This is a genomic window from Achromobacter sp. 10T422, assembly GCF_056394065.1.
In genome coordinates this window covers 72,577-85,256 of record NZ_JBFTHD010000002.1, presented here as the reverse complement: position 1 = coordinate 85,256, position 12,680 = coordinate 72,577, and the positions used below count along the sequence as shown (strand labels likewise).

The 12,680-nt window shown below is 63.6% G+C and carries 7 protein-coding genes; 1 reads left to right on the top strand and 6 read right to left on the bottom strand.

Translation table 11 applies throughout. From position 1 onward, the window contains the following. Positions 1-66 precede the first annotated feature (66 nt). From AC1DB0_RS04560 to AC1DB0_RS04550, 3 genes are all read right to left on the bottom strand, one after another. On the bottom strand, positions 67-6,213 hold the full coding sequence (locus AC1DB0_RS04560; protein ID WP_476758611.1) for a DUF3320 domain-containing protein: 6,147 nt from the start codon (positions 6,211-6,213) through the stop codon (positions 67-69). Positions 6,214-6,379: 166 nt separating this feature from the next. Further along, a complete protein-coding gene (locus AC1DB0_RS04555; RefSeq protein ID WP_476757742.1) occupies positions 6,380-7,210 on the bottom strand; it encodes a lysozyme inhibitor LprI family protein in 831 nt (276 codons plus the stop codon). A 36-nt stretch (positions 7,211-7,246) separates the two neighbouring features. After that, positions 7,247-8,515 carry a COG3904 family protein gene (locus tag AC1DB0_RS04550; RefSeq protein WP_476757743.1) on the bottom strand — a complete coding sequence of 423 codons (1,269 nt, stop codon included), beginning with the start codon at positions 8,513-8,515 and terminating at the stop codon, positions 7,247-7,249. A 230-nt stretch (positions 8,516-8,745) separates the two neighbouring features. On the opposite strand from AC1DB0_RS04550, the gene AC1DB0_RS04545 reads away from it, so the two are divergent. Next, positions 8,746-9,684: a hypothetical protein gene (locus AC1DB0_RS04545; protein WP_476757744.1), complete on the top strand. Its 939-nt coding sequence runs from the start codon at positions 8,746-8,748 to the stop codon at positions 9,682-9,684. Between the two features lie 15 nt (positions 9,685-9,699). On the opposite strand, the gene AC1DB0_RS04540 is transcribed toward AC1DB0_RS04545, so the two are convergent. The 3 genes from AC1DB0_RS04540 to AC1DB0_RS04530 form a co-directional block, all read right to left on the bottom strand. After that, positions 9,700-10,782: a sensor domain-containing diguanylate cyclase gene (locus tag AC1DB0_RS04540; protein WP_476757745.1), complete on the bottom strand. Its 1,083-nt coding sequence runs from the start codon at positions 10,780-10,782 to the stop codon at positions 9,700-9,702. A 156-nt stretch (positions 10,783-10,938) separates the two neighbouring features. Continuing rightward, positions 10,939-11,538, bottom strand: coding sequence for a nitroreductase family protein (locus AC1DB0_RS04535; RefSeq protein WP_054424265.1), 600 nt, complete (start codon positions 11,536-11,538; stop codon positions 10,939-10,941). A 159-nt stretch (positions 11,539-11,697) separates the two neighbouring features. Further along, positions 11,698-12,630 carry a LysR substrate-binding domain-containing protein gene (locus AC1DB0_RS04530; RefSeq protein ID WP_476757746.1) on the bottom strand — a complete coding sequence of 311 codons (933 nt, stop codon included), beginning with the start codon at positions 12,628-12,630 and terminating at the stop codon, positions 11,698-11,700. Between the last annotated feature and the right edge of the window lie 50 nt (positions 12,631-12,680).

Here is a 12,680-nt window from a genome sequence, read left to right as displayed (position 1 = left end):
ACCAGATCTCCCAATGACACAACTTACCCGCCAACACATCAGCGCCGTAACGCCCCGCCCGGCCACCTACCCCACCCGCAACATCCCCATCTCTTCCCGCACCACGCCGCGCTGCGCCAGCGCGGCTATCGCGTGTGCGATGCGTGCTTCTGCATCCGCCAACGTGCGCGACATGCCTAACATCCGGCACACCGACTTGATCACATCCGCTTTCGGCGCGTTGCCCGTCATGGCCAGCACGTGCAGCACGCCGTTTGCCAGTTCCTGAATACACACATCATCCACGCGGCGGCGGGTGGCGTCGTCGTCGCTTGCGCCGCGGAACCCGTTCCAGGTTTCGGGCGCGACGCCAGCGGGCCAATAGAACGTGGCGTCGCCTTCGTCCGTCTGACCCACGTCCATCGGCGTCAACGTCCGCAACCGTTCAACGATCCGGACGCCGGTGCGTTCCAGGCCCCAGGCACGGGCGACTTTACGGTGCAGCACGGTCTCGGCGATGGGGCCTTCCGTGTCGATGACCAGCCGCAATTGTTCCGCCAATTGCGCGTTGTTGGTGCGGCTGTAGAAGGCGTCCGAATCACCGCCGGCAGCGCTCAGGTCGGCTAGTTGATAGGTCGCGACGCCACCCGTGGATACGCTGCCCGTCGCGCTGTCCGCCGATGCCCACGCAGCTTCGCCTTCTTCCGTCGTGATCACAAACTCCCGCGCGCCCGCGGATTCAACAGCGGATTCAGCAGCGGATTCAACAGCGGATTCAGCAGCGGATTCAGCAGCGGACCCAACGGCGGACCCAACAGCGGCTTCGGCCTCGGCCTCCGCGGCTTCCACCTCGGGCTCGTCTTCGACCTTGCGTTCCAGCTCCGCATTCAGGCGCGCCAGAATCTTCTCCACTTCACGTTCGGGGTTGATCCACCAGTCGGTGGACCACACCCGATGCAGCCGCCAGCCCAGCCCTTCAAGCACGACCTGACGCAAGCGGTCGCGATCGCGCGCGGTGGCGCCCGAGTGATACGCGCGGCCGTCGCACTCGATGCCCATCAGATAGCGGCCGGGCGCGCGCGGGTCCACCACGCCCATGTCGATGCGGTAGCCAGAGCAGCCCACTTGCGGATGCACCACCCAGCCATGATTGCGCAGCACCTTGATGACTTGCGTTTCGAAGGGGCTGTCCGGCTCGCGGCCGGTCGGCAGCGATTGTTCCACCAAGGCGCGCGGCCCTTTCAGCGCAAACTCCAGGTAGTGCTTCAAATCGCGCACGCCGGTGGCCCGAACGCGTGACAAATCGATCTGTTCCGGCATCAACGTGCTGTAGATGACCACGCCTTCGCGCGCGCGGGATATCGCCACGTTCAGGCGGCGGTGTCCGCCTTCGCCGTTCAGCGGCCCGAAATTCATCGTCATCTTTCCGGCGGAATCCGGGCCAAACGTGATCGAGAAATAAATCACGTCGCGCTCGTCGCCCTGCACGTTCTCAAGATTCTTGATAAAGAGCGGTTCACGCGACTGCGCAGAGATCGCCTTGTCGAGTTCGGCGTTGGCGCGGCGGCGGGCGTCCAGCAGGGTTTCGATCAGGGATTGCTGCGGCTGGTTGAACGTCACCACACCCAATGTCTGGCGTCGGCGGGCCTTGTCCAGATAATGCTGTTCGATGCCTTGCACGATGGCTTCAGCTTCGCGGCGATTGGTACGGCTGCCGCCCCGGTCGTAGATGCCCACAACCTTCTCCAGCCGCACGGCCACGTCATCGGTGACGGGCGACGGGAAGGTGATCAGCTGCGAGTCGTAATACGTGACGTTGCTGAACGTGATCAGGCTTTCGTGCTTGCTGCGGTAGTGCCACTGCAAACGCAGGCGGTTCATGTCGGCGCCCAGGCACTCGTCCAGAATGCTCTCCAGGTCTTCGACCTGGCCATCATCGCCCGTGCCATCCTCTTCCGGCGTGGACTTGCTGAAGAAGCTCKTGGGCGGCAGCTGCTTGGTGTCGCCCACCACCACCACTTGCTGGCCGCGCGCAATGGCCCCCACCGAATCCCACACCGGAATCTGCGACGCTTCGTCAAAGACCACCACATCAAACTGTGAATGGCCGGCGTCCAGATACTGCGCCACCGACAATGGCGACATCAGCAGGCAAGGCTTGAGCTTGGGCAGCAGCGACGGCAAGCGCTGCATCAATTGGCGCACGGGAACGTGGCGCGTCTTCTTTTGCAGTTCGCGGCGCAGCAAGCCCAGCTCGCTATCCGGGCTGACCAGAACACCGTTGCCATCGGGCACTTTGCCAGCCAGCACGGCGGCGATGTAGGCAGACGTCAGCTTCTGGAAGCGGTCGTCTGCATCGCGGAATTCGCGGATCTTGCGCTCGTGGTCGGCACTGGAAAACGCGCGCAACACGGGCGAATGGTCGATGACTTTCTTCACCCACCAGTTGCGATAACTGAATTCAAAATGCGCTTCGACCTGTTCCAAGGGCACGCGGCCCTGCTCCAGGAAAGCAACCAGGCCTTGCAGTTGCGACGCAATGGCTTGCTCGCGCGCCTGACGCCACACGCACCACGGCATCAAGAACTGCTTGTTATGACGCCAGCCCGCCAGCACGCCCTGAATGCGTTCCAGCGCGCCGTTGGCATCCGATGCGCCCGCCAGTGCTTCGGTGGGTTTGGCCAGCGCATCCACTTCTGCCAGTCGGTCTTGCAGGGCACGCCATGCATCCCGATAGGCAAGCAACGATTTGCCCAGCGGCGCACCCGGTTGCAGAAAGGCGCGGTTTTCGCCCACCAGCGCTTGCAGGCGGGTGCGCAGGGCCGCCGCCGTCAAGGGGTCGCCCGCAACCCGCGTGACGGCATCGGCGAAGCGCTCTGCCCATTGTTCATGCCGCTGCACCTGTTCCCAATCGGTGGACAAGCCTGTGTAGCTGTCTTGCAGCAAGCGCTGCGCGTCCGCCTTCAAGACGGCCAGTTCGCGGTCTTCGATATTCACCAGCGCCAGCGGCGCCAGCATGGCGGTCATTGACGCCTCATCCGGCCGCTGGCCATCCGTGCGATAGATCGCCAGACGCTTGCGGATGCCACCCTTGGCGAAGACGGACTTCGGCCACCATGCCGCACATGCCGACAGCCACTCGGCTTTCAGCGTATTGGCATCAAGCTCGGCCAGTTGCGCGTTCCATTGCGCCCCCACCTGCGCCCAATGGGCGTTGCGCGCCAGACCGTGGCGAGCCAGCGCCTGCACTTGAAAGCGCGCCGCCGGGTCGTGCGCCTGCGTGGCCAGGCCCGCAGGCACTTGCGGCGCTGCGAGCAGCACGTCGATCAGCTGATCCAGATGGGCGTAGGCATCCAGGCTCAACCCTTGCGCCGGCATGCCGACGCCGTCGCCCGCCACCACGGCCTGCGCCTGAAAGCCTGCCACCGCCTGCTCCAGCGCCTGCGCCGCGGCCAGCAGCGCGTCTTGCCAGCTGGGGCTCCATTCGGCCATGCCGATATGCGCCAGCGGATGGCCATGCAGCACGCCAAGTTCTTTGGACAAGGTCGACATGCGGCGCGCCGTCTCGCGCAGTTGCGCAAGGTCTTTGTAATGGTGCGCGTGCGCATCCGCCCAGAACATGGGCGACGGCTCCTTGCCCGCGTTCTGAATGCAGGTGCCAATGGCGTCATACACCGTCAGGCCATTGGAATGCGTGTGATGCAACGCGTCGACCAGCCCGTTCAAGTCCTGGCGCAGCACCGTCAGGCGTTCGGCTTCGCGCGCCCAATCGTCGCTTGTGCGCTGGCCGCTATGGTCCAGCGCGCGGCCCAGCTGTTGCAGCACCTCGGATTTACGCGCCTTGGACGAATGCAGTTCCAGGCAGAACGGGCCCAGGCCGATATTGGCAAGACGGCGGTGCACGACTTCCAGCGCGGCCATCTTTTCCGAGACGAACAACACCGTCTTGCCGCGCGCGAGCAGATGCGCGATCAGGTTCGTGATGGTCTGGCTCTTGCCCGTACCCGGCGGCCCTTCCAGCACCAGGTCGCGTCCCGCGTCCACCGCGCAGATCGCCTTCAGCTGCGAGGAATCAGACAGCAGCGGCGTCAGCAGGTCTTCGGGCTTGTAGCTTTCGTCCAGGCGGTCAAAGCGTTGATCGAAGGGTTCTTTTGCAAACGCCTGCCCCGGGTGATCAATCAGATGCTTGACGACACGATTGGCTTTCAGCTGCTCGGTACGGTCTTGCAGGTCTTTCCACATCAGGTACTTGGTGAACGAGAAGATCCCCAAGTGCACCTGTTCCAGCACCTCCCAGCCCGCGATTTCCCGCACGGCCAGCCGGAACGCCTGCAACACACGAGCCACATCGACGCCCTTGTCATCAGCGGGCAGGATGTCCAGGCCCGGAATGCGCAGCTCGTAGTTGTTGCGCAGCATCTGCAGCAACGTGGGGTTGATGATGGTCTCGTCGTCGTGGCGCACCAGCCGGAAACCGCTGCGCACCGACTGCCGTTGCAGCGACACCGGCACCAGGATCAGCGGCGCCAGATGCGCGCTTTCCGCACCCGGGCTTTCGGTCCAGCGCAGCATGCCCATCGCCAGGTACAACGTGTTCGCGCCGCCCTCTTCCAGGCCGGTGCGCGCTGCGCCGAAGATGGTCAGCAGGTTGGCGTCCAGCGCCTCTTGGGTGACGCGCGCAATCAGTTCCTTGTTGCCCAACGCGTCCAGCGCCATGTCATCCAGCGGCGCGCGGCCGCCTCGGCTGACATGCACATCGGCCACACGCGGGTCGCTGCCATCCATCAGGGCGGCAGGCAACGGACGGATGCGGAATTCGCTGCCGTCGACAATGGCGTCTTCCACCTGCGCCAGATCCGGCACCACAAGCGGCAAGGTGGACTTGGTCAGCTTGAAGTTCAGCAGACGGTTGCGCAGCGTCAGGTCGAGCAGGCGCGACTTCCACTTGGCCAGCCGGCCTTCCGGCGTGTCGTCGGCGGGCTCCAGGCTGATCACAAATTCCGGGTCCAGCGGCGGCAGCTCGGGCGTGGGTTCGATGGCGGCGGGGCGTTCGGCGTCATCCGCATCCGTGGGCGCTACCGAGACCACACGCGACGGCAGCGGCTTGATCTGCAATTCCCGCGCGCGATGCACATCGATGGCGTAGCGGAAGGTGTTCTCTTCGCGCAGATGGGCTGCGCCCTGCTCCAATGCGCGCCGCAACGACGGGCGAAAGTTCGGATGCTGCGCGATGCCGGTGGTTTCAAACACCAGGAATTCGCCGCTGTCCACGCGCTTTCTCACGGCTTGCACGTCGTCCGTCAACGGGTCAGCAAAACAGGCCTGATGCAGCCACACGCCTACCCAGGCGTGCCCGTCCTTCATCAGAATGACCGGGCGCAAGCCCGCCTGCTCCAGGCAGGACGAGAACAGCATCGCCAGATCCAGGCACGTCGCCACCCGGGCGTCCATGATGCGATCCGGCGTGCGAATCTTCTGGCCGTCCACCCCAAACGACGCGGGCGGTTCGGCGTAATGCAGCGATTCTGCGGCCAGCGTGCTGTAGATGGCGGACACCTGCTTCCACACCACATCGCGGCTTTTGGACTGGTAGCCGTTCATTTGCAGATCGGCGTGCTGCGCGCGCAGCAGCTTGGACGCCTTGCCGATCAGCACATCCACAGCCGGATTGTTCGGCATGGAAAACGCGGCCAACAATTCCGGCAAGGCACGCGTGCCGGCCCATTGGTCATACGCCAGCACGGAAATCGCTTGCGATGCCCGGCCCAATTCCTGCGTGCCTAACTGCACCACCACGTCGATGCTGGCGCGCACGGCTTCTTGCAAGTCGGCCACGTAGGCGTGGTCGGGCGTCAGGTCCAGCGGGGAAATTCTGCGGATTTCTCCCGGCACCAGCACGTCAAAGCGCAGCGTCACAGGAAGGGCGAAGGCGGGATTGCAGCGCAGCCGGACTTCAATATTCTCGAAGGTATGCGCCGACCGGTTCGTCACGCGCAACGTGCGAACGATGGGAACCGCGTTTTGAATCGAGGCGTAGCCCAGCGTGGGGTCGGCTTCGATATCAATGGCGATGGCGATGGCGTCGGGCGTGTTCGACCCTGCCGTGTGCAACGCGGTAGCAGGCGCAGTGCCGGCCTGAGCTGCGCCGGTCTGCGCTGGGCCTGTGAGCCCTGCGCCCGCCTGCGCCGCGCCGTCCTGGATCGCCAACGGTTCCAGGTCTTGTCGCTTATCCATCGATATCTCTCGGTTCGGTTTCGAGGCCATCAATGCGGGCCGCGAAAATCTGCAATGCCGGATTTTAAGACGCGATGGAGCCTCTGCCCTCTGGAAACAGAAAGTTTTGCTGATCAGCCTAAATATCGGCGGGCAGGAGCCTTAACGCGGCCTGCTACCCGTTGAACTATTGCACGGGCGGATACGCGGGGTCCGTCAGGCAGGCCTGCACCCATTCGGTATCGTCCGACGCGTCGATCTCGCCATCCAGCTTCGGCAAGGGCTTGTCGGCATACACGTATTGCGGCGCTTCAGGCTTGCGGTTCCAATTCGCTTTCGTGTCGCCGACCGTGGCGCAGGCTTCATCGGCGCTGCTGAACGAGCACGACGCGATGACATGCGGCTTGCCATCTACCACGTTGGCGACGTAGCGCTTGGTGTAGACCGCCCCCGACGCCCAGGACTCGTCCACCGAGCACACGCGGTCATTGTTTTGGTAGTGGCGAATGGCAAAGCAGGCGTAGTCAAGGTCGTCACCGGGCAGCACGTCGCAAGTCGTCCAATAGCCCGCGAAAGCGCCGCCCGTGAATCGCGACTGGAACGTCTGTTGCTGTTGCGCCTGGCGAATCATGGTGGGTGCAACGGTCCCCCTGCCGGATTCCTGGAACTGCCCGATGCGGTTCTCGATCAGCTCACGCGCAATCTCACCCATGCTCTTGTCGTCAGGCACGCCGTCCGGGTCCGTGAGCAGACGGTCCAGCGCCCGGTCACGCGCTTCGAGCCACCGCTTCTGGCTGGCCACCAGCATCGCGCGGATACTGTCGTCCGGCGCCAGCTTCAAGATCGCCTGGTAGGCGCGATTCAGCTTGGCATCGGCCGCCACGGTTTTCTTGTCTGAGCAGATCAGCTTTTCGACGGCGGTGCCAGCCTTGGCGCAATTGATCGCCATCGCCGGCGCGGACAGCGCGAACAAGCCGGTCAGGAACACGGCTTTTACTGCGGAACATGCCAATTTCATTGCGTTCTTCTCTTTACAAGGGCCTGCCGGTTCGGCTTAGCGGCTGATGACTTCACTGTCTTCCATCACGATGCGATAGTTGTTGCGCAAGTCCAGCACGTAGGTGAAGTTCGAGGTGCCAGAAGCGGTTTTACCGCGCTTCGGGCTGGAAACCTTGTAGTCGTAGATGCCGGCCACCAGGCAGCGGCCGTCGGTGCAACGCGCCACCAGCGAGGTCTGGTCCACGGTGAACCGGCGAATAGGCCAACGCGCAAAGTACGCTTCCTTATCCGCCAGGATTTCCGACTTCGGACGCCGCTTCTTGAAGTAGTCGACCGTATCCGCGTAGAACTCACGCGTGAATTTCAGCGCGTCTTCGTTGTTGCCCGCGCCCGTTTGAATCATCAGGGCCGCCGCGTTGATCGCCCGCTGCTCATCGGTCAGCGGAGCCGGTGCGGCGTCCTTTTGCAGCGTGGGGGTGGCGGCGGGCGCCGGTCCTGAATGCGCGGATTGAACGGGGGCTTGGGGTTGGGGCTGTGGCTGCGATTGAGACTGCGGCTGCGATTGCGGTTGCGGCTGCGATTGCGGCTGCGATTGCGGCTGCGATTGCGGCTGCGATTGCGGCTGCGATTGCGGCTGCGATTGCGGTTGCGATTGCGATTGCGGCTGTGGCTGCGATTGCGACTGTGCCTTAGCTGCCGCTGGCGCGTAAACGTGCCCGCCTTGCGGTGCGCTGCGCTGTGCCGTCTGCGTGTTCCCCGTCCGGTTGATGCCGTACTTGGCGATCTCCTGCGGCGAGAAGAAGTACATCTCTTTCGAAGGCGTACTGAACATGATGCCCAGCACATCCGCCGACACGCCGTACTTCGGCAAGGTGGCCACAATGTCCGACACGCCCAACTGCGCCTGTTCGCTCGTCATCTCGGGCGAGGTGATCTGATGCACGCCCAAGCGCCCGTCCGCCACGCGCTGACGCCCGGCAAAGAACACGAACGCGCATGCGGATGCGCAATAGCTGTCTTTGGGAATGTAGGTATTCAGCCCGCGCTCGTAGACCTCTTCACCAATGATCAGCCCCATATGCACCAGCCCGCCGCCGTTGTTCTGCAATACCAGCGTGGCAATGGACGGGTGCTCGCGCAGCACCTTCTTCAGGTGCAGCATGTCGTTGGCGCCCACGCCCGTGTTGTAGACGAGCAGGTTGGGCGCGCTGGGAAAGTAGACGAAGGGGCCGTAGCGCTCGGACGGTTCCGACGGCTGGGGCGCTTGCGCGGACGCCTGCTGCGGCGCCTGCGCGTAGGACGCCGCCGTGCCCGCCAGGGACATCGCCGCGCCCATTCCAAAAGCCGTTAGTGTTCTTTTAAGCATCGGATCTGTTCTATCGCCGGGGAAGGCGCAAATTTATCAGGCATCGCCGAAGCGTCTTGCCTGTCGTCGCCAGCAGCGCGCCATTTTGCATGAAATCAACTTACAAAATAGAAACAGAGTTCAACGTTCTGAAACGTGCGCCCGGGCTATCCTGCGCCGGCCTCCTCTACCGAGACCGCTTCCTTCCCATGCGCAACCGACTCGCATCGCTATTGTTGTCTTCCCTGCTCGGCGCCGGCCTGCCCTGCCTTCCCGCATTGGCCGACACCACCGTGCCATCCCTGGACAAGGCTCGCAGCGCCCTCCAAACGGAAGACGCTCGCAGAATGTACGACAGCCAGATGAGCGGCGCACCCCAACCCGACGGGCTGGGCGTTGCCTTGCCCCCCGGCTTCACGCGCGAATTCCTGGTGCAGCAATTGGCCCCCGGCCAAGATCCCAAGCGCCTTGTGGTCGCTGGCGCAAAGCCCTGGGCGCAACGCGCCGGTACGTTCGTCGCAATGGTGTGCCTGGCGTCGACGCCCGAACGCGCGGCGCAATTGCTCAAATTTGGCGGCGGAGAATGCGCCGATTTGTCTAGCGACGATGAGAAGAACGGCGTCTGGTTCGGCGTGTTCGGCACGACGCCCGGCGCGGCACCCACCTTGCTTGCGCGCACCGACGGCCCGGTCAAGACGCCTACCGATTGGAGCGACACCGACATCGACTTGCCGCAAGACCTGGCCACTGAAGACGCGAAAGCCCCGCTGCTGTCGGTACCCACCGAATGGAAGCGCTTCGACCTGGCCGCCTACAAAATCGCCCCCGGCGCCGTGGCCTTCGGCGTGCGCGCCGGATGGAGCGAAGGCTATTCAGGCGGCGGCGCCAACTTCGAAGCCCTGTACCTGTTCCACATCGACGGCCCCACGCTGCGCGTGGTCTTCGCACAGCCCATGTCGTTCTTCAAATCCATCGCGGGGGATTGGCACCCCGATGGCACACGCGACCACGACATGTCCGACGCCAGCAACATCCTGGTGGTGCTGCCGGAGAAGACGGACGGGTACTTTGATCTGCAATTGCGCCAGCAAGGCGGCAAGTGGCGCAAGACGCTGAAGTGGTCGGCGGCGGAGCGTGCGTATCGGTGAAGGGGCTATTACCCCTCAATGTATCGTCCGCGCCCCTTTGCGCGCCCGCTTGATTTCGTACATGCGGGCATCTGCCAGGCGGACGGCGGATTCGGCGTCCAAGCCGCGCGGGTCGACGGCCACCACGCCGACGCTGGCGCCCTCGTAGGGCACGACCGCATCGCCCAACTGATAGCGGCCGATGGTGGCCGCCGTAGCGCGTTCTTCCAGCGCGCGGGCGGCGTCTTCGGCTTCGCCGCGTTGCGCTTCGCCGCCGGGGCCGATGTTGCCGCGTTCAATGGCCGGGCCGGGGCCGATCAGCACGAACTCGTCGCCGCCGATGCGGCCCAGCATGTCGGACGTGCGCAAGGTGCTGGCCAGCCGGCGTGAAATCTCTTGCAGGAACACGTCGCCCTGCTGGTGGCCGTAGGTATCGTTGATGCCTTTGAAGCCGTCCAGATCAATCACGCCGACCAGGACGCTTCCGCCTTCTCGCAGCGCCCGCTTTTCAAGGCGCTCAAGTTCTTCATACAAGGCGCGGCGATTGGGCAGGCCCGTCAGCGGGTCGGTAAGCGCGTAGGACAGCAGCTGGACATTCGCGGCCTGCAACTGCTCCATCAGGATTTCGCGTTCCAGGAAATTGGCGATCACGTTGGAGAACAGCTTCAGCACCACTTCGGCCTGCGGCGGGATCTGGTGTTGTTGCGCGCTGGCTGCGCAAAGCGTCCCAAGCAGCGTGCCTTCATCGGTACGAACGGGCGCGCTCACGTAGGTCTGGATGCCCAGTTGGCGGGCGGCTTCGGAGTCGGGCCAGCAATTGGCGACGTCGCTGGTACACAGGCGGCCTTCTTCCAGCGCACGTTTGCATAGCGTGTCGGACCACGGCACCGACAAGCCTTCCGGAATCTGCATATCGCCCGCATTGCGTGCAAAGCGCACATGCTGCAAGTCGGCCGCTAAATCGATAGAGGTGAGATAGGTGGATTCCAATCCTGTGACGCTGCCCAGCATGTCCAACAACGGGCGGGTCAATTGCTCGACGGTCTTGGCCTGCGGCAGTGATCTCGACAGTCCGGCAAGTATCGGGTCCAACGGCATCTCCTCGAAGCGTGCGCGCATGTGGCGGCGCGGTTAAGCAAGCCCTGCCACGGTCAGAATGCGGGCGGGTCAGCGGACATTATGCACCGATGAAAAAACCCGCATTCCCCTTGATGGGCAATGCGGGTTTGAGACCTGCCGTCATGCAGACGCCTGACGGCGTCCCGGCGATTTGATTCAGCCGACCACGCGGAAACGCTCGGCGTCGTCCATGAAGGGCTTGTCGCCAAAGCCGTTTTCGTTCGAGCCGAACGGCATTTGCGCGCGCAGCTTCCACGAAGCCGGCACCTTCCATTCACGCGCCACTACGCCGTCGATCAGCGGGTTGTAGTGTTGCAGGCTGGCGCCGACATCAGCGTTGGCCAGCGCAGCCCAGACCGACAGCTGGGCCATGCCGCCCGACTGTTCCGACCACACGGGGAAGTTGTCGGCGTACAGCGCAAACTTTTCTTGCAGGCTGCGCACAACGTCCTGGTCTTCGAAGAACAGCACGGTGCCCACGCCAGCGGCAAAGCTCTTGAGCTTGGCTTCGGTCTTGTCGAACCCTTCGGCCGGCGCCACCTTGCGCACTTCTTCGATGGCCAGATCCCAGAGCTTCACGCTTTCAGCGCCAAACAGGATGACGGCGCGCGAGCTTTGCGAATTGAACGACGAGGGGCTGTGCTTGATCGCGTCTTGGATCAGGGTTGCCAGTTCTTCTTTGGAGGCCGACAGGTTGCGGCCCAGCGAATACTGCGTGCGGCGCTTCTTGAGTGCGTCGAGATATGCGTTGCTCATAAGAATATGGACCTTTCGACTGGTAGATAGGGGGTGATATGCGGAGGGATTCTACCGGCAGGCCCATGACGGACGCACTAGTCCCCGCCCAAAAATGGCCGATTTTGGACGGAACAAACTGTTCTATTCATGGCACCAATGTGCTGTGAACCTCTACATCTACGGTGCAATATGCGTAGACGTTTGCCCGACAAGATTCAATATCCAGTCCCGGAGCGCGGACACGCGGGGATCGGCATCGCTGCCTTCGGGGTACACGAGGTGATAGGCGTACTGCGGCGCCACCCGCACGCCCACCTCGAACAGACGGACTAGGCGGCCGGCCTGCACATCGCGTTCGACCAGTTCCCATTCCACCAGCCCAACGGCCCCGCCATCGATCACGGCTTGCACGACGTGACTGGATTCCGTGAACGCAACGCTGCGGCTGTCGTCGAAATCGTCGATACCGGCCGCCGCCATCCACATCGGCCAATTCGGCCAGACGATGCCGCCGGGTTTGCAGTCCACAAAGCACAAGGTGTGGTTGAACAGGTCGCGCGGCGAGACCAGCGCGGGGCTCTGTTCGAGCAACGCCGGGCTGCACACCGGCACGACGATGGTATGGAACAAGCGATGCGAGATCGCGCCGGGGGTGTGGCCCGCGCCGAAGCGGATGGCGATGTCCACATCCTCCGCATCGAAGTCGCGCACGGCGTCGCTGATATCGAACGTCAGCTCAAGCCCCGGGTGCGCGTCGCGAAACGCCGGCAGGCGCGGCAGCAACCAGTTTGTGGCGAAACGAGCACCGACAGACACGCGCAGATGCCTGGCCCCGCGGCTCATGCGCCGCGCTTTGGCGGCCGCGCGATGCAGGGTATCGAGCGCGTCTGTCGTCGCGTCAAACAGCACCACCCCCGCCGGCGTCAACTGGATGCTGCGGCTGGTGCGCGCGAACAGCACGATGTCCAGTTGCGCTTCGATCTCTTTGATCTGGTAGCTGACAGCGGCGGGCGTCAGCCCGACCTCGTCGGCGGCCCGGGTGAAATTCAGATGGCGTGCGGCGGCTTCGAAGGTGCGTAACGCGCGGGTGCCGGGCAGCATTCGGTTCATGATCTTCAAGCCAAATTTAATGATCGGATGAAAATTACTCGTTTCCCCCG

Bases quoted from the DNA above. Each gene is read 5' to 3' on its own strand.
- AC1DB0_RS04555 (WP_476757742.1), bottom strand. From the start codon at position 7,210: ATGAAATTGGCATGTTCCGCAGTAAAAGCCGTGTTCCTGACCGGCTTG.
- AC1DB0_RS04550 (WP_476757743.1), bottom strand. From the start codon at position 8,515: ATGTCCCTGGCGGGCACGGCGGCGTCCTACGCGCAGGCGCCGCAGCAG.
- AC1DB0_RS04545 (WP_476757744.1), top strand. From the start codon at position 8,746: ATGCGCAACCGACTCGCATCGCTATTGTTGTCTTCCCTGCTCGGCGCC.
- AC1DB0_RS04540 (WP_476757745.1), bottom strand. From the start codon at position 10,782: ATGCGCGCACGCTTCGAGGAGATGCCGTTGGACCCGATACTTGCCGGA.
- AC1DB0_RS04535 (WP_054424265.1), bottom strand. From the start codon at position 11,538: ATGAGCAACGCATATCTCGACGCACTCAAGAAGCGCCGCACGCAGTAT.
- AC1DB0_RS04530 (WP_476757746.1), bottom strand. From the start codon at position 12,630: ATGAACCGAATGCTGCCCGGCACCCGCGCGTTACGCACCTTCGAAGCC.